Source organism: Pseudomonas sp. MB-090624 (genome assembly GCF_003205245.1).
In the GTDB taxonomy this organism is placed as follows: Bacteria; Pseudomonadota; Gammaproteobacteria; order Pseudomonadales; family Pseudomonadaceae; genus Aquipseudomonas; species Aquipseudomonas juntendi.
This window is the reverse complement of the sequence record NZ_QJRK01000063.1, coordinates 1-16,735: the sequence shown is the minus strand read 5'-3', so window position 1 is coordinate 16,735 and position 16,735 is coordinate 1. Positions and strand designations below refer to the sequence as shown.

Below are 16,735 nucleotides of genomic sequence, written 5' to 3'. Positions count from 1 at the left end.
TGGAGCCTGTCTTGATGTCCGCTTTCGAACCAAGCCCTGGGGTCGCCACCCCAAGCCGGCACGCTGCAATCAGCATTGCCATTCTGGCGTTTTCAGCCTTTTTGATCGTGACCACTGAATTTCTGATCGTTGGCTTGCTGCCCGCGCTTAGCCAGGACCTGGGTATTTCCATATCGCTGGCGGGGCAGTTGGTCACCCTGTTCGCATTCACCGTGATGCTGGCCGGCCCGCTATTGACGGCGGCGTTGGCGCACCTGGACCGCAAGCGCCTGTTCATCGGCATTTTGCTGGTCTTCGCCGCAGCCAATGCGCTGGCTGCTGCCTCCGGCAGTTTCTGGGTGCTGGCCGTCGCCAGGGTGATTCCGGCACTGGCGCTGCCGGTGTTCTGGGGCACCGCCAGTGAAACCGCCGGCCACCTGGCTGGGCGCGACAAGGCCGGGCAGGCCATTGCCAAGGTCTACCTGGGTATCTCGGCGGCGATGTTGCTGGGTATCCCGTTGGGGACCGTGGCAGCAACGGCGGTGGGGTGGCGCGGTGCATTCTGGATCCTGGCTGCGTTGTCGCTGCTGATGGCGCTGGCGATGTGGGTATGGATGCCGCACGTGGCGCGCACGGCGAAAGTCGACTTCATGCAGCAGGCGCGCATTTTCAAAGAGCGTTTTTTCCTGGCCAATGTGCTGCTGTCGGTGGTGGTGTTCACGGCCATGTTCACGGGCTACACCTACCTGGCCGACCTGCTGCAGCGGGTAGCGGGCGTGGCCCCGGCGCATACCGGCTGGTGGCTGATGGGCTTTGGCGCGGTCGGCTTGCTTGGCAACTGGATCGGCGGGCGGGCCGTGGACCGCTCACCGCTCAGGGCCAGCGCGCTGTTCCTGGTGCTGTTGGCCATTGGCATGGCGGCGCTGGTGCCGCTGGCCCAGGGGGCCGTGCTGTTCTGCCTGGCGCTGGCGCTGTGGGGCATTGCCAACACGGCACTGTACCCGGTAAGCCAGGTACGGGTGATGAGTTCGGTCACCCATGCCCAAGCCCTGGCGGGTACCACCAATGTGTCGGCGGCCAACGCCGGTATCGGCCTGGGGGCCGTGCTGGGTGGCATGACCATCTCCCACCTGGGGGTCGGCGACGTGGGCTACGTGGCGGCTGGCATCGCCTTGCTGGCGCTGGCGTTGGTGCCCGTGGTGGGCCGGCTGGCGCCTCAGCCCGGTGCGCAGGCCCGGCTGCCGTGAGGCGCCAGGCGCGGTAGCAGGTAGTCGAGCAAGGCGCGAACCTTGGGTAGCCCTTCGCGGCTTTTCAGCCACACCAAGTTCATTGGCAAGCCGTCGGTGGCCAGCGCCGGCAATACTTCGACCAGGCGCCCCTGGTCGAGGTACTGCTGGGTCAGCCAGGTGGGTAGCTGGCCGATGCCATGGCCGGCCAGCACCGCTGCCACTTCGCCTTCGCCATCGCCCACGGCAATGCGCGGCTGCACGGTACGCCGCTCCATTTCGCCGGGGTGGCGGCCTTTGAAGTACCACGGGCTGACCAGGCCGTCGGTGTGGCCATAACCCACGCAGTGGTGGTGCTCCAGGTCGCGCTCGTGTTGCGGTACGCCATGCTTTTCCAGGTAGCCAGGCGCGGCACAGAACATCAGGCGCTGGGCACCGAAGTATTGGTGGCCCAGCGCCGCCGGCCAGGCATCCGGGCCACCGATGCGCACCACGATATCGATGCCCTCGTGCACCGGGTCGACGAAACGGTCGGAGAACGACACATGCGGCTGCAGCAACGGGTGCAGGCGGATGAAGTCGAGGATCAGCGGCAGCACATGCAGGCGACCGTAAGAGGCGGGCAGTTCAATCCGCACTTTGCCATGGGGTTGGTCATCGCTGGCCGCCAGGGTGTGCTCGACTTCTTCCAGGTCGGCCAGGACCGAGGTGCAGGTGCGATAGAACACCACGCCCGCTTCACTCAGCGACAGGCTGCGCGTGGTGCGGTTGAACAGCCGGGCGCCCAGGCGGGCCTCCAGCCGGGCCACGCTCTTGCTGATGGCCGAGCTGGTCAGGTTGAGCCGCTCGGCAGCTGCCGTGAAACTGCCCAAGTCAGCGACGGCGACGAAAACGTCAATGCCTTTGAGGCGTTCGGAAGAGTACATGGGTGGCATCTTTGATGAACTGGGTTCCCGGTTCGGGTGTGCCTATTGAAGCCTCGCACGTGGATTTCATCAATGAGTTTCGCCTGGCCTGGCCGGCAACGTGGCCCGAAACGCCCGGGTAAGCCCCAGCAGTACCAGCAGGCCCATGCCCATCCAGCACAGGCCAATGCTGAACGACAGGCTGGTCAGGCTACTCCACAGCCACAGCGTGCTGAGAAAACCCAGCCCCGGTATGGCGCCGTACAGCACCACATTACCGGCACCGCGCAGCTTGCGGTCGATGAGGTAGTGCTTGACCACCGCCAGGTTCACCGCCGAAAAGGCGAACAGTGCGCCGAAACTGATCATGTTGGCCACGGTGTCGAGGGTAATGACCAGGGCAATCAGCGACAGCAGGCTGACCATCAGGATGGCGGTGGCCGGTACGCGCTTTTTCGTTGCAAGCTGGCCAAACGCCCGCGGCAGCACGCCGTCACGGCCCATCGCGAACAGCACCCGTGACACGCTGGCTTGCGACACCATGGCCGAGGCGAAGCAGCCGGCCACGTAAGTGGCGGTGAATGCGCTGACCAGCAATTCGCCGCCTACCCGGCGCATGACGTCCACCGAGGCCGAGTCCGGGTCGGCAAAGCTGCCCCAGTCGGGGAAGACCAGTTGTGCGAAATACGACACCACCAGGAACAGCAAGCCGCCGATCAGGGACACGGCAAGGATCGCCAGCGGAATACGGTAGGTTGGGTTGCTGGTTTCCTCGGCCATGGTCGAGACCGCATCGAAGCCCAGGAATGACAGGCACAGTACGGCCGCGCCGGTCATCACCAACGGCACGCTGAAACCGTCGTGGTGGAACGGCGCCAGCAGCGAAACGGGTTCGGCCTGGCCGCTCAGCCTGAGCACGGCCAGGCCGACGAAAACCACGATGAACACCAGTTGCGTCACCACCAGGATCCAATTGACCCGGGTGATCGACTCGATGCCGATCAGGTTGAGGAAGGTGACCAGGGCGATGGACCCTGCCACCCACACCCAGGCATGAATGGCCGGGAAGTATTCCGACATGTAGATGCCGATCAGCAGGTAGCTCAGCAGTGGCAGGAAAATGTAGTCGAGCAGCAGGGTCCAGCCGGTGATGAAACCGATGTGGCTGCCAAAGGCCTTGCGGGTATAGGTGTAGACCGAGCCGGAGTAGGGGTGGGCCTGGACCATGCGGCCGTAGCTGTAGGCGGTGAGCAGCATGGCGGCGAGGGTCAGCAGGTAGGCAGTGGGCAGGTGCCCCTTGGTCATCTGGGTTACCAGCCCATAGGTGGTGAAGACCGCCAGCGGCACCATGTATGCCAGGCCGAACAGCACCAGGGAGGTCATGCTCATGGACTGGCGCAAACGCCCGCTGCTGGCGGCAGGTTGCGCGGTGGCGGGCGGGGTGGTGGGGTGAGCTGTACTTGTTGTTGTATGCATTGCTAACTCCTGGAAAGGGATGCAGGCCACCGCGGCAGGCGAGCAGGCTCGTTACCGGGGGTGTCGTGCAAGGAGGTCGAGCGCAAGGCTCGCAGCGCTGGGGCGGGTTGATGCTCCCACACCCCGCCAGCACCCGGAATCACCCTTTGGGGTGAGCCCAGGCAGCGGCCAGCCGGCTCACCCCAAAGGGTGATTCCGCAGGTTCCCCTGCCATGGGAGTATCTGCCCAACCACGCACCGCACTGGCGGCGGTGCCTTACTCCATATGGCAGGCCGACTGTGACTATCCAATTGCTTTCAGAACAGTGGTTCGAGCACCAGGCCAAGGTCACCGAGGCAATCGGCCGGCCTGGCTTTGCCGCCAACCTGTTTGCAGCACTGGGCGTGATCCGGCCGATCCAGGCCACCACGGTGTACCTGTACCCGCACCACGGCATGCCCTGCGCGCTGTTCGAGCAGGACGACAAGGCGCCCTGGCAGCCCGAGGGCAACGTCAGCCGCTACCTGTCGGGTTTCTACCTGCTCGACCCGTTCTACGGTGCTTGCGTGGAGCAGCTGGGGTCTGGCTGCTACGGCCTGTTCGAGGTGGCACCCGACCATTTTGAGGTCAGCGAGTACTACCAGTCGTTCTACCGCCACTCGCACCTGGCAGACGAACTCAACTACATCCTGCAGCTGGCCCCCGGCCAGAGCCTGGCCGTGTCGCTGGCTTTCACCGACAAGCTCGACCCGCAAACCCGTGCACTGTTCGGGCACATCACGCCCTGGGTGCTGGCGCTACTCGGCAAGCATTTTGCCGGCGTCGACAGCCGTGCCGGGCGCTTCGAGAACATCCTTGAGCAGCGTATTCACGCTGCGCTGAACAACTTCGGCAGCTCGTTGCTGACCGAGCGCGAGTGCCGCATTGCCCAGCTGATCTTGCGCGGCCATTCGACCAAGTCGCTGGCCGAGCGCCTGGGCGTGTCGGAAGACACCATAAAGTCGCACCGCAAGAACGTCTACGCCAAGCTCGATATCGGCACCCAGTCCGAGCTGTTTTCCCTGTTCATCGACGCGCTGGCCAATGCCCAGGGCGTGCTGGGCAAGGACCCGCTGGAAAGCTATATGGGCAAGCGGCGCTGAGCGCCGCTGCCGTGCACCCCACCGCAAAGGAAAACCAACAATGAATGCGCCTTTCGCCCCGCAACGCCAGACCCGTGACTACCAGGCAGCCGACGCCGCGCACCACATCCATGCCTTCCTCGACCAGAAGGCGCTGAACGCCGAAGGCCCGCGGGTGATCGTCGGTGGCGAGCGCCTGCACCTGTGGGACAGCGAGGGCAAGCGTTACCTGGATGGCATGTCCGGGCTGTGGTGCACCCAGCTCGGTTACGGCCGCCGCGACCTGACCGCCGCTGCCGCCAGGCAGATGGACCAGCTGGCGTACTACAACATGTTCTTCCACACCACCCACCCGGCGGTGATCGAGCTTTCGGAGCTGCTGTTCAGTCTGCTGCCCGGGCACTACAGCCACGCGATCTACACCAACTCCGGCTCCGAGGCCAACGAGGTGCTGATCCGCACCGTGCGCCGCTATTGGCAGGTGGTCGGCCAGCCAAGCAAGACGATCATGATCGGCCGCTGGAATGGCTACCACGGCTCGACCCTGGCGGCCACGGCGCTGGGTGGCATGAAGTTCATGCACGAAATGGGCGGGCTGATCCCGGATGTGGCGCACATCGACGAGCCCTATTGGTACGCCGAAGGCGGTGAGCTGAGCCCGGCCGAGTTCGGCCGCCGCTGTGCTTTGCAGCTGGAAGAAAAAATCCTGGAGCTGGGCGCCGAAAACGTTGCCGGCTTCATTGCCGAGCCGTTCCAGGGCGCAGGCGGCATGATCTTCCCGCCGGAAAGCTACTGGCCGGAAATCCAGCGCATCTGCCGCCAGTACGATGTACTGCTGTGTGCCGACGAGGTGATTGGTGGCTTTGGTCGTACCGGCGAATGGTTTGCCCACGAATACTTCGGCTTCCAGCCCGATACCCTGTCCATAGCCAAGGGCCTGACCAGCGGCTACGTGCCCATGGGCGGGCTGGTGCTGAGCAAGCGCATAGCCGAAGCCCTGGTGGAGCGGGGCGGGGTGTTCGCCCACGGCCTGACCTATTCCGGCCACCCGGTGGCAGCGGCGGTGGCCATCGCCAACCTGAAAGCCCTGCGTGACGAAGGCATCGTGCGCCAGGTGAAGGACGACACCGGCCCCTACCTGCAGCGCATCCTGCGCGAGGTGTTTGCCGACCACCCGCTGATTGGCCAGGTGCAGGGCGCAGGCCTGGTGGCGGCGCTGCAACTGGCAGAGCACAAGCCTACCCGCAAGCGCTTTGCCAATGAAAACGACCTGGCCTGGCAGTGCCGGACCTTCGGCTTCGAGGAGGGGGTGATCATTCGCTCCACCCTGGGGCGGATGATCATGGCGCCGGCCTTGATCGCCAACCACAGCGAGCTGGATGAGCTGGTGGAGAAAACCCGCATCGCCGTTGACCGCACGGCGCGCCTGGTTGGCAAGCTCTGACAGTCCGTCAGCACAACCGCTTGAAAGGAGTACAAATGTACACCCTCGAATTCTGGCAACAACGCGCTGCGGACCTGTACCTGCCGGCCAGCGCCCTGATCGCTGGCAAAGCCGTGAAGGCCCAAAGTGGCGCGACCTTTGCCGCCATCAATCCCGCCACCAACCAGGTGCTGGCGCAGGTCGCCGCCTGCGCCCAGGCCGACGTTGACCTGGCCGTGGCCAGCGCACGGCAGGCCTTCGAGCACGGCCCGTGGGCGCGCATGGCCCCCGGGCAGCGCAAGCAAGTGCTGCAGCGCCTGGCCGAACTGATCATGGCCCACCGCGAAGAGCTGGCATTGCTGGACTCGCTGAACATGGGCAAACCGGTCATGGACGCCTACAACATTGATGTGCCCGGGTCGGCGCAGGTATTTGCCTGGTACGCCGAGGCGCTGGACAAGCGCTACGACCAGGTGGCGCCGACCGCCGCCAATGCATTGGCCACCATCACCCGTGAGGCCCTGGGCGTGGTGGCGGCGGTGGTGCCGTGGAACTTCCCGCTGGACATGGCCGCCTGGAAGCTGGCCCCGGCCTTGGCCGCGGGCAACAGCGTGGTGCTCAAGCCGGCCGAACAGTCGCCGTTCTCGGCCTTGCGCCTGGCCGAACTGGCCCTGCAAGCCGGTTTGCCCGAAGGCGTGCTGAACGTGGTGCCGGGCCTGGGCGAGCAGGCCGGGCAGGCCCTGGGCCTGCACCCAGACGTGGATTGCCTGGTGTTCACAGGCTCCACCCAGGTGGGCAAGTACTTCATGCAATACGCGGCGCAGTCCAACCTCAAGCAGGTATGGCTGGAGTGCGGGGGCAAGAGCCCGAACCTGGTGTTCGAGCACTGCCAGGACCTGGACCTGGCTGCGGAAAAGGCGGCCTTTGGTATTTTCTTCAATCAGGGTGAGGTCTGCTCCGCCAACTCGCGGCTGTATGTGCAGCGTTCCATCCACGATGAGTTCATCGAGCGCCTGCAGGCCAAGGCCCGGCAATGGCAGCCTGGCAACCCGCTGGACCCGGCCAGCCGCGCCGGGGCGATTGTCGATGCCGGCCAGGCAGCGCGTATCCAGGCCGCCATCGACCGCGCGCGGCAAGAGGGCGCGCGGCTGGTGTGTGGCGGTCGGCGGTTGCATATCGGCGGGTCGGACAACTACATCGAGCCGACCATCTTCGACGAGGTCGATGCCAGCATGAGCCTGGCGCAGGAAGAAGTGTTCGGGCCGGTACTGGCAGTGAGTGCCTTCGACAGTGAAGAGGAGGCGGTGCGCCTGGCCAATGACAGCATCTATGGCCTGGCGGCTTCGGTGTGGAGCGACGACTTCAACCAGGTGCACCGCGTGGCACGGGCGCTGAAAGTCGGTACCGTGTCGGTGAACACGGTCGATGCACTGGATGTCACGGTGCCATTCGGTGGCGGCAAACAGTCGGGGTTTGGCCGCGACCTGTCGCTGCATGCGTTCGACAAGTACACGCAGCTCAAGACCACCTGGTACCAGCTGCGCGGCTGAACTCGGGCCGGCGGCAAGCACGACCTGCCGCCGGCCGCTCACTCATACGCCTGCACCCCGGCAATATGCCGCCCGGCCACGTAGCCGAAGGTCAACGCGGGCCCCAGGTTGATGCCGCCAGACGGGTACCAGCCACCGAACACACTGGCCATGTCGGTACCTGCCGCGTACAGCCCGGTGATCGGCTGGCCGCTGGCATCCAGTACCCGTGCCTGGCCATCGGTGCGCAACCCGGCAAAGGTGCCAAAGCAACCCGGCTTCACCTTCACCGCGTAGAACGGGCCCTGTTCGATCGGCGCCACACATGGGTTGGGGCCTGGGTGTTGCGGGTCGCCCTGCTTGCGGTTGAATGCGGTGGAGCCGCGGCCGAAGGCCGGGTCCTGGCCGTGGCGTGCAGGGCTGTTGAAGGCCTCGACGGTGGCGCGCAACCCGGCCGCATCGATGCCGCAGGCAACCGCCAACGCTTCGAGGGTGGCGCCACGTTTCAGGTAGCCACTGCGCACATGCGGCCAAACCGGCAGTGGCGCCGGGCGGGCATGGCCCAGGCCATAACGGCGCAGGAAACGGTGGTCACACACCAGCCACGAACACACCTCCTGGTCCGCTGGCACTGCCGCGACCATGGCTGCCACATAGTCATAGTAACCGTGCGCTTCATTGACGAAACGCTTGCCGTTGGCCAGCACCCCGATGATGCCCGGTTTGCCCCGTTCGATGATGTGCGGGAAATGGCCGACAGTGCCATCGCCATGCGGCACCTGCGAAACCGGCGCCCAGGCCACCGGCGACTGCAGGTCGGTGGCCACCACGCCACCTGCTGCCTCGCCCAGGCGCAGGCCATCGCCAGAGCAGCCCTTTGGCGGCAGGGCCAGGGTGTCGTGGCCGCTGGCGTCGCGGGGGAACAGCTGCCGGCGCCGGGCAGGGTCGTGAGGGAAGCCGCCCGCTGCCAGTACCACTGCCTTGGCGCGGATACGCTGCTCGCCTTGCGGGGTCGTCACCAGCGCGCCGCACACCTGGCCTGCTTCGACCAGCAAATGCTTGGCCGGCGCCGACACCTGCAGCTGCACGCCCAGGTCCTGCGCCGACTTGGCCAGCCGCGCCACCAGTGCCACGCCGTTGACCAGGTGCATGGCCCGGCCATGGCGGGCCAGGTGGTACAGGTGCCGGCCGAAGCGCTTGCACACGTGCAGCAAGGCCTTGGGCGAACGGGTCATGTTGAGGAACGCGGCAAGGTCGGCGCCGGCCATGATCGGCATGCCCATGAACGAGGTTTCGCGCAGGGTCTGGCGCAGGCGTGGCAGCAGTGCACCCACCTCGCGGGCATCGTACGGTGCGGCAATCACCTGATGCCCACCTTCGGCGGCGCCAGGGGTGTGGCCGTGCATGTCCGGTATCGCATTGCCGTCGGCAAACTGCAGCGCCGTATGCTTCTCGAAAAACGCCACCATGTGCGGGCAGGCTTCAAGGAAAGCGTCCACCCGTTCGGCATCGTAATGGGCACCCAGCTCATTGCGCAGGTAGGTCCGTGGCTGCTCGATGTCTTCATCGATGCCGGCGCGGCGCGCCAACGGGTTGCGCGGCACCCAGGCCCAGCCACCGGACCAGGCCGTGGCGCCGCCCAGCACTGGCTCCTTTTCTACCAGAATCACCTTTTGCCCATGCCAGGCAGCTGTTACAGCGGCGGCCAGCCCGGCGGCGCCTGAACCTATCACCAGTACATCGCATTCGGTTTCGAAGGGGGCAGGGGGCATCGCACTAATCCTGTATTGTTATTGGAACGTGGTTCCATATTCTCATTTGGCCCGCCTGAATCCGCAAGGTCACGGCTGGCCGCCCGCGCAACGAGCGGGCGATAATCGAACACTTGGCAGGGCATTGCATGTGTACGCTACCGGGAATGTGGAATCATCTTCTAGAATTCGCAAAACGTAGCAAGGACCTGTGTCATGGCTGGTAGTCAGATCGAACGCGCCTTCAATCTTGTTGAGAGCCTTGCCGGTGAGCCCCAGGGCCTGGCATTGCAAACCCTGGCCGAGCGCCTGGATATCCCTAAAAGCGCCGCGCACCGCATGCTGGCCGAGCTGATGCGGCTGGGCTACGTACGGCAGAACCGTGACAACAGCCGCTATCAGCTGTCGGCCAAGCTGGTCGCCCAAGGCTTCCGTTACCTGGCCAGCAGTGGTGCCGATGTCATTCAGCCGATTCTCGACCGCCTGGCCCAGGACAGTGGTGAGCTGGTGCGCCTTGGTGTCATCGATGGGGGGCGGCAGACCTGGATCGCCAAGTCCCAGGGCGCGCGCTCCGGGTTGCGTTACGACCCGGACATGGGGCGCGACGCACCGCTGTTCTACACCGCGTCCGGGCACGCCTGGCTGGCCAGCCTGGACGATGAGCAGGCGCTGCAGATGGTGCTGCGCCAGGGCATCGCCGACCCGGGCCAGTTCGGCCCGAATGCGCCGCGCACCACCGACGAGTTGCTCGCCTACCTGCGCCGCGCCCGCGAGCGGGGTTATGCCTGGGTCGAGCAAACCTCGGCGGTGGGCACCTCGGCGCTGGCTGCGGTGGTACGGCGCCCGCAAAGCGGCGAGGTGATTGGCGTGCTGAGCATTGCCGGGCCCAGTGCACGCCTGGCGCAAAGCCGTTTGGCCGAGCTGGCCCCTCTATTGCTAGCGGCCACCGAGGAACTGTCTGCCGCCAGCCACGCCAGCGAACTGTTTGCCTGAGGGATATTCCGGTCGATTACCGCACAGTCTGTTCAGCAGGCTCTTCTGAAAAGTTGAACCTGGTTCTAAATTGCTGATGGTGAATTGTGGAACGCTGTTTCATATTCGCACCACAATAATGACAAGAGGACAGGCTGTTGAACGCACCCCTTCGTATCGCCCTGGTCGGCGCTGGCATCATGGGCCGCCAGCATTACCAGCACTTGCGCAATGTACCCCAGGCCCGGTTGTGCGCGGTGGCCGACCCCGGCCCGCAGGCCGAAGCCTTCGCCGTCGACTGTGGCGTGCCGTACTTTGCCGACCATCGGCAGATGCTGCAACGGGTGCAGCCCGAGGCGGTGATCATCGCCAACCCGAACAACCAGCACGTGGCCACTGCGCTGGATTGCGTCGAAGCCGGCGTGCCTGTACTGGTGGAGAAACCGGTCGGCGTGCAGCTGCAGGAGGTGCGGGCGCTGGTCGAGGCGTCACGGCGCTGCAAGGTACCGGTATTGGTCGGCCATCATCGTCGGCACAATCCATTGATCGCCAAGGCGCATCAGGTGATAAGCGAAGGCAAGCTGGGCCGGCTGATCAATGTCACCGCACTGTGGCAGTTGCAAAAGCCCGACAGCTACTTCGACACCGCCTGGCGCCGCGAGCCAGGGGCGGGTTTTTTGCTGACCAACCTGATCCATGACCTCGACCTGCTGCGTTACTTGTGCGGCGAGGTGGTACAGGTGCAGGCCTTCACCCGCAACGACGTGCGGGGGTTCGCCAACGAAGACAGTGCCGCCGTGCTATTGCAGTTCGCCAATGGCGCCTTGGGTAGCCTGACCGGCTCGGACGCCGTAGCGGCGCCTTGGAGCTGGGAGCTCGACTCGGGTGAAAGCCCGGTCTACCCGCGCCAGGATGGCCAGCCGTGTTATCTGCTGGCCGGCACCCAGGGCTCGCTGAGCATTCCTCAGCTCAAGCACTGGCACTACGCCGAGCCGGGTTCGGGGTGGCACACACCGTTGTTGCAACACCAGCACAGCATACCCGCCGGTGAAGCATTGACCCTGCAGTTGCAGCACTTCGTGCGGGTCGCCCGCGGTGAACAGCCGCCTTTGGTCGATGCCGCCGACGCTGGCCGCACCCTGGCACTGATCGAAGCGATCCGCCAGGCTGCCGCCAGCGGCCGCGCCTGTGCTCCCGAGCACATTGCCTGATACCCTCTTTCTGGTGACGACGAATGACTGATCGAATTTTTTCCCTCGCGGCCCTGACGGTACTCGAACTGTCCCCGCCAGACATGGTCGAGGCTGCTGCCCGCGCTGGCTACAGCCATGTCGGCCTGCGCCTGGTGCCGGCCACCGAGCAGGAACAGCACTACCCGCTGGTGGCCAATGCCGATCTGCGCAGGCAAACCCAGGCACGCCTGCGCGATACCGGCATCAAGGTGCTGGACCTGGAGATCCTGCGCCTTAAGCCGGACACCTGCGTGGCGGATTTCGAAGCCATCCTGGCGGTGGGTGCCGAGCTGGGGGGCACCGAACTGCTGGTGGCAGGCAACGACCCGGACGAAGCACGGCTCACCGAGCGCTTTGCCGCGTTGTGCGAACTGGCGGCGGGCCATGGCATCCACCCGCACCTGGAGTTCATGCCCTGGACCGACGTACGCGATTTGCGCCAGGCCATGCGCGTGGTAGCGAACGCCGATCAGGCCAATGGTTGCGTGCTGGTGGACGCGTTCCATTTCAACCGCTCCGGCTCTGCGCTGAGCGACCTGGCGCAGTTGGCACCGCAACGCATGCGCTATGCCCAATTGTGCGACGTGGCGGGGCCAGTGCCGGCCGACATGGACGAAATCCTGCGCCAGGCGCGTAACGAACGGCGCTTCCCGGGTGATGGCGATGCCGATCTGGTCGGGCTGCTGCGCGCGCTACCGGCCACCCTCCCGCTGAGCCTGGAAATCCCTACCCGGCAGTTGCTGGAACAAGGGATCAGCGGCGAACAGCGTGCGCGCATGGCGCTGGCCCACGCCAGGGCGGTATTGGCCAAGGTCTGACAGTGGCCAGTGCGGCGCGGCGCCTTCGTTGACCGGTGGCGCAAAAAAAGGGCCCGCAAGGGCCCCGTAGAGGTAACTGAGCAGCGCCTCAGGCGCTTTCGACCTGGCGCGGCGCCATGAAGTACATCCATAGCAGCGCCAGGAAGTACATGGCCGGGATCATGGTGAACAGCACGGCATAGTTATTGTGGGTAGCCGTCAGCACGCTGCCGACGATCTGCGTCATGAACATCCCGCCAATGGCTGCGCACATGCTGCCGAAGCCGAACACGGTACTCACCAGGTGCTTGGGCGTGTAGTCCATCACCAGGCTCCAGATGTTCGCCGTCCAGGCCTGGTGCGCCCCCACCGCCAGCGAAATGGCCGCCACCGCGACCCAGAGGCCGCTGGCGTTGGCCGCCAACACCACGCTGACCATGGTGCAGGCGAAGACCAGCATGGACAGCAACCGCGCCGTCGTGGCGCGCACGCCGCGGCCGATCAACCATGACGACAGAATGCCACCGCCGATGCTGCCAAAATCGGCCGTCAGCCAGATGATGATCAGTGGGATCCCCATCTGGGTCACATTGATGCCCAGGCTGTACTGTTGGTTGAGGAAGGGCGGCAACCAGTACAGGTAGAACCAGAACACCGGTGCGGTGATCGCATAGGCCACCGCGAACGCCCAGGTCCCGCGCAGGCGCAGAATGCGGCTGAACGGCACCCGGGTCGGCTCGGGCTCGACAGCTTGCTGGATGTACTGCACCTCGCTCTGCCGCACTGTCGGGTGGTCTTCAGGGTTGTAGTACTTGAGCAGCCACAGCACTACCCACACCAGGCCCAGGCAGCCCATGGCGATGAATGCGGCCTGCCAGCCCCACACGGCCAGAATCAGCGGCAGCAGCGCTGGGGTTACCATGGCGCCGACATTGGTACCGGCATTGAACAAACCGGTGGCGATGGCCCGCTCACCGGCCGGAAACCACAGGCGCACGGTTTTCACGCAAGCCGGGTAGTTGGCGGCTTCGGTCAGGCCAAGGATAAAGCGGCAAACCATGAAACCGGCAGCCGAGGTGGCCAGGCCATGGGCGCCGGTGGCCAGGCTCCAGAGCAGCACGGCGAAGAAAAAGGCCCGTTTGACGCCGACCTTGTCGATCAGCCGGCCTTGCAACAGAAAGCCGATGGCGTAACCGACCTGGAACCAGAAGTTGATGTTGGCGTAGTCCATCGCCGTCCAGCTCATTTCCTTGGCCAAGACAGGCTGCATGATGCCAAGGGCGGCGCGGTCGATGTAGTTGAGGGTGGTGGCGAAGAACACCAGGGCCAGCATGCCCCAGCGGGTCTTGCCAACGCCGAAGGCGGCGCGAAGCTTGTCGCCGATCGAACCCTGGGGTATCCGGGGCGCGGCGGGGTGAGTCTTGGAGTTGTTCATGACGGCTCGTTTCTTGAAATTGTATTCAACTGCGGTGCTGCGGGTGCGTGACCATTTCCCAGGCAAGGGTGCACGCAAGGCCGGTGCATGGTGAGCAGTGCGGGCGGCAGCGTCAATTCAAGAGGCGGGCTAATGTTCGGTTACCGAACGCTTGCGAGTGCTGGCGAGGCGTCAGGGCGAGCGCTGAGCCGGCGCTGGTTATTCGCGCAGGCTGCGTGGTAGCAGGGCACCTGGTATCACCCAGCTTTCCACTTCGGCGCGGCTGTACTGTCTGATCCACTGGCGCAAGGTCTTGTGCAAGGTGCTCTTGGCTTCGACAACTTCACCGGTATAGGGGTTTTGATAAAACTTGCTGAGCCGCGCCCGGAAACCGGTCGGTGAAACCAGTGCATGGGGTTGCCGGGTGAACAGGTCGAACGTGTGGCGCTGCTCAGGTGCCATGATGCTCAGCACCTGCCTTAAGCCGAATTGATATTCGGCCAGCAGGTCGTGCAGTTTGCTTTCGAATTCCAGCTCGCGGCGAAGCTGGGGGTCAACCTTTATGAACTGAAGTTCGTCTTTCTTGTTGGCGAGTAGCCATTCGAGGGCGCGGAACTGGGCAAGATGAGACATGGGGCTTCCTCCAGTGCGTGATGGCTCCAGTGTTAGCGCGCCGGTCAGAGCAACGCAAGTGGGGAAATAATTTGAGATTTTTGCAGGGCATTCTTCGTTGTTGGGTTGTACGAAAGTTCAGTTCTAAGTTGGGTTGTCAGTAACTTCCTACAGCGGTTGCCTTCAATAACTTCAATCAATGAATGCCTGGGGTTTTGCCTGTCAGGGCATCTGCTGAGGCGCTGCTGGTTGCTTGAGCCCAATGGTGTGCACGCTGGGGGGATCGGTTCTTACAAGATGTTTCATTGCAGCGAAGCGGTGAACTATCGGCGCTGCGCAGGGCTCCTTTGCTAGGCGCACCCTGCGCACGGCTGATGGCCCCCCGTCAGCCTGGGTCACCGAATGAAAAGGAGGCACCGTGACCACATCCGACCACACCCTATACCGGCGCACCCCCAGCCCGCTGCACGCCCTGCTGTTGGCCGGCAGTGTGCCGTTGTTCCTGGGCGCGCTGCTGAGCGATATCGCCTACTACAACAGCTACCAGATCCAGTGGAGCAACTTCGCCGCCTGGCTGATCGCCGGGGCTTTGCTGTTCTGCGGGCTGGCTCTGCTGTTTGCCTTGGCCAACCTGATCCGCGCCGAGCGCAAAGGCGGGCGCCCGACGCTGTATTTCGTTCTGCTGCTGGTGACCTGGGTGCTTGGCCTGATCAATGCCTTCGAGCATGCCAAGGACGCCTGGGCGGTGATGCCGGCAGGGCTGGTGCTGTCGGTGGTGGTGAGCGTACTGGCGTTGGCCGCAGCCTGGACCGGCCTGAGCAACCTGCGTTCTGGAGGTGAAGCATGAAGCCCTTGCACGCGTTGAGTGTATTGAGTGTGGCGCTGCTGTTGAGTGCCTGTGGTGGCGATGGCGAGCCTACCCAGGCCCATGGCCCGGACCCGCGCTTGCCCGAGCCACAACGTGGCTTGTTGCCGAGCATGAAGATCGCTCAGCCGGTGGCCTGGGGTGAGCAGAAACCGACCGTTCCCGAAGGCTACAGTGTCACGGCCATTGCCACCGACCTGAAGATCCCGCGCCAGAGCCTGGTATTGCCCAATGGCGACATCCTGGTGGCCGAAGGCAGGGGCGGCAGCGCGGCCAAGCTCAAGCCCAAGGATGTGATTGCCAGCCAGATCAAGGCCAAGGGCAACACCCAAGTCAAAGGCGGCAACCGCCTGACCTTGCTGCGCGATGCCGACGGCGACGGCAAGTACGAGGTGCAGACGGTATTCGCAGAAAACCTCAACGCGCCGTATGGCCTGGCTTTTGCCGACGGCAAGTTGTACGTGGCTAACCAGGACGCCCTGGTGCGCTTCAACTACACCGAAGGCCAGACCAAGGCCGACGGCCCGCCGACCAAGGTCACCGACCTGCCATCGCAGATCAACCACCACTGGACCAAGGCGCTGACGATCAGCCCCGATGGGCGCTACCTGTATGTGGGCATCGGCTCGAACAGCAATATCACCGAGCGCGGCCTGGAGGTGGAGATCGACCGCGCCATGGTCTGGCAGGTGGATGCCGAAACCGGCGCGCACCGGCCTTACGCCACAGGCCTGCGCAACCCCACCGCACTGACCATTGAGCCGAAGACCGGGCAGTTGTGGACAGTGGTCAACGAGCGCGATGAGTTGGGGCCTGATCTGGTGCCTGACTACCTCACCTCGGTGCGTGACGGCGGCTTCTACGGCTGGCCCTACAGCTACTGGGGGCAGAACGTCGATGAGCGAGTAAGGCCGCAAGCCCCGGACAAGGTCGCCGCGGCGATCAAACCCGACTACAGCCTGGGCTCGCACGTGGCGGCACTGGGGGTGGACTTCTCCATCCCGGCCATGGGGGAGGGTTTTGCTGACGGGGTATTCGTGGGCGAGCACGGCAGTTGGAACCGGCCGAACCCGGTGGGCTACAAGGTCATCTTCGTGCCGTTCAGCAATGGCAAACCGGCTGGGGAACCGATTGACTTCGCGACGGGTTTCCGGGGTGAGGACGGCAAGACCCGCGGTCGCCCAGTGGGGGTGACGGTGGACCCACGCGGTGCTTTGATCATTGCGGATGACCTGGCCAATACCGTGTGGCGGGTTACGCGCAATCGGTGAAGGTGGCCGGCTTCGCGTGCGGCCACTCATCGCGAAAGGCGGGGGCCGCGTTGCGGCCCATCGCCGGCAAGCCAGCTCCCACAGGGATCGCCTTAGGGCTGACAGGTGTTTGCCACAAGGTATGGCAGCGCCTGTTAGAGCGAGCGCCGCCCGCGCGGCGCAATCGCGAGCTGCGCTCGCTC

The 16,735-nt window shown here is 64.6% G+C and carries 14 protein-coding genes; 9 read left to right on the top strand and 5 right to left on the bottom strand.

Going from position 1 to position 16,735, the window contains the following annotated elements; genetic code table 11:
- Positions 1-14: 14 nt before the first annotated feature.
- Positions 15-1,226, top strand: a complete 1,212-nt coding sequence (locus tag DMX12_RS26305) for an MFS transporter (protein ID WP_110679859.1) — start codon at positions 15-17, stop codon at positions 1,224-1,226.
- Here the strand turns inward: DMX12_RS26305 and DMX12_RS26300 are convergent.
- Both DMX12_RS26300 and DMX12_RS26295 read right to left on the bottom strand, forming a co-directional pair.
- Entirely contained in the window at positions 1,196-2,131 is a 936-nt protein-coding gene (locus DMX12_RS26300) for a LysR family transcriptional regulator (protein ID WP_009685106.1), read from the bottom strand. The two genes, DMX12_RS26305 and DMX12_RS26300, sit on opposite strands and share 31 nt — an antisense overlap.
- A 69-nt stretch (positions 2,132-2,200) precedes the next feature.
- Positions 2,201-3,586, bottom strand: a complete 1,386-nt coding sequence (locus DMX12_RS26295) for an APC family permease (protein WP_110679858.1) — start codon at positions 3,584-3,586, stop codon at positions 2,201-2,203.
- Between the two features lie 279 nt (positions 3,587-3,865).
- Here DMX12_RS26295 and DMX12_RS26290 point away from each other — a divergent pair, with 279 nt between their 5' ends.
- The 3 genes from DMX12_RS26290 to DMX12_RS26280 are packed head-to-tail and all read left to right on the top strand — an operon-like array spanning position 3,866 to position 7,660.
- A complete protein-coding gene (locus tag DMX12_RS26290; protein WP_054912317.1) occupies positions 3,866-4,708 on the top strand; it encodes a helix-turn-helix transcriptional regulator in 843 nt (280 codons plus the stop codon).
- Between the two features lie 40 nt (positions 4,709-4,748).
- A complete protein-coding gene (locus tag DMX12_RS26285; protein ID WP_009685103.1) occupies positions 4,749-6,131 on the top strand; it encodes an aspartate aminotransferase family protein in 1,383 nt (460 codons plus the stop codon).
- A 35-nt stretch (positions 6,132-6,166) separates the two neighbouring features.
- The gene (locus DMX12_RS26280; RefSeq protein WP_110679857.1) at positions 6,167-7,660 is read left to right on the top strand and encodes an aldehyde dehydrogenase; all 1,494 of its coding nucleotides are present in this window, start codon (positions 6,167-6,169) and stop codon (positions 7,658-7,660) included.
- 38 nt (positions 7,661-7,698) lie between these two features.
- Here DMX12_RS26280 and DMX12_RS26275 read toward each other — a convergent pair whose 3' ends face one another.
- Positions 7,699-9,411, bottom strand: a complete 1,713-nt coding sequence (locus DMX12_RS26275; RefSeq protein WP_110679856.1) for an FAD-dependent oxidoreductase — start codon at positions 9,409-9,411, stop codon at positions 7,699-7,701.
- A 195-nt stretch (positions 9,412-9,606) separates the two neighbouring features.
- Here DMX12_RS26275 and DMX12_RS26270 point away from each other — a divergent pair, with 195 nt between their 5' ends.
- From DMX12_RS26270 to DMX12_RS26260, 3 genes are all read left to right on the top strand, one after another.
- Positions 9,607-10,383: an IclR family transcriptional regulator gene (locus DMX12_RS26270; RefSeq protein WP_029886062.1), complete on the top strand. Its 777-nt coding sequence runs from the start codon at positions 9,607-9,609 to the stop codon at positions 10,381-10,383.
- A gap of 137 nt (positions 10,384-10,520) precedes the next feature.
- Positions 10,521-11,573, top strand: a complete 1,053-nt coding sequence (locus tag DMX12_RS26265) for a Gfo/Idh/MocA family protein (RefSeq protein WP_110679855.1) — start codon at positions 10,521-10,523, stop codon at positions 11,571-11,573.
- Between the two features lie 23 nt (positions 11,574-11,596).
- Positions 11,597-12,412, top strand: a complete 816-nt coding sequence (locus DMX12_RS26260) for a sugar phosphate isomerase/epimerase (protein ID WP_110679854.1) — start codon at positions 11,597-11,599, stop codon at positions 12,410-12,412.
- Between the two features lie 88 nt (positions 12,413-12,500).
- On the opposite strand, the gene DMX12_RS26255 is transcribed toward DMX12_RS26260, so the two are convergent.
- Both DMX12_RS26255 and DMX12_RS26250 read right to left on the bottom strand, forming a co-directional pair.
- Positions 12,501-13,826, bottom strand: coding sequence for an MFS transporter (locus DMX12_RS26255; RefSeq protein WP_110679853.1), 1,326 nt, complete (start codon positions 13,824-13,826; stop codon positions 12,501-12,503).
- 198 nt (positions 13,827-14,024) lie between these two features.
- On the bottom strand, positions 14,025-14,438 hold the full coding sequence (locus DMX12_RS26250; protein ID WP_110679852.1) for a histone-like nucleoid-structuring protein, MvaT/MvaU family: 414 nt from the start codon (positions 14,436-14,438) through the stop codon (positions 14,025-14,027).
- A gap of 397 nt (positions 14,439-14,835) precedes the next feature.
- On the opposite strand from DMX12_RS26250, the gene DMX12_RS26245 reads away from it, so the two are divergent.
- On the top strand, positions 14,836-15,264 hold the full coding sequence (locus DMX12_RS26245) for a DUF2231 domain-containing protein (RefSeq protein ID WP_029885640.1): 429 nt from the start codon (positions 14,836-14,838) through the stop codon (positions 15,262-15,264).
- Positions 15,261-16,553, top strand: a complete 1,293-nt coding sequence (locus tag DMX12_RS26240) for a sorbosone dehydrogenase family protein (RefSeq protein ID WP_110679851.1) — start codon at positions 15,261-15,263, stop codon at positions 16,551-16,553. The genes DMX12_RS26245 and DMX12_RS26240 overlap by 4 nt, the downstream gene beginning before the upstream one ends.
- The last annotated feature ends 182 nt before the right edge of the window (positions 16,554-16,735 follow it).

Excerpts from the sequence above, each read along its gene's own strand:
- DMX12_RS26305 (WP_110679859.1), top strand. The coding sequence starts at position 15 with ATGTCCGCTTTCGAACCAAGCCCTGGGGTCGCCACCCCAAGCCGGCAC.
- DMX12_RS26300 (WP_009685106.1), bottom strand. The coding sequence starts at position 2,131 with ATGTACTCTTCCGAACGCCTCAAAGGCATTGACGTTTTCGTCGCCGTC.
- DMX12_RS26295 (WP_110679858.1), bottom strand. The coding sequence starts at position 3,586 with ATGCATACAACAACAAGTACAGCTCACCCCACCACCCCGCCCGCCACC.
- DMX12_RS26285 (WP_009685103.1), top strand. The coding sequence starts at position 4,749 with ATGAATGCGCCTTTCGCCCCGCAACGCCAGACCCGTGACTACCAGGCA.
- DMX12_RS26280 (WP_110679857.1), top strand. The coding sequence starts at position 6,167 with ATGTACACCCTCGAATTCTGGCAACAACGCGCTGCGGACCTGTACCTG.
- DMX12_RS26275 (WP_110679856.1), bottom strand. The coding sequence starts at position 9,411 with ATGCCCCCTGCCCCCTTCGAAACCGAATGCGATGTACTGGTGATAGGT.
- DMX12_RS26270 (WP_029886062.1), top strand. The coding sequence starts at position 9,607 with ATGGCTGGTAGTCAGATCGAACGCGCCTTCAATCTTGTTGAGAGCCTT.
- DMX12_RS26260 (WP_110679854.1), top strand. The coding sequence starts at position 11,597 with ATGACTGATCGAATTTTTTCCCTCGCGGCCCTGACGGTACTCGAACTG.
- DMX12_RS26255 (WP_110679853.1), bottom strand. The coding sequence starts at position 13,826 with ATGAACAACTCCAAGACTCACCCCGCCGCGCCCCGGATACCCCAGGGT.
- DMX12_RS26250 (WP_110679852.1), bottom strand. The coding sequence starts at position 14,438 with ATGTCTCATCTTGCCCAGTTCCGCGCCCTCGAATGGCTACTCGCCAAC.
- DMX12_RS26240 (WP_110679851.1), top strand. The coding sequence starts at position 15,261 with ATGAAGCCCTTGCACGCGTTGAGTGTATTGAGTGTGGCGCTGCTGTTG.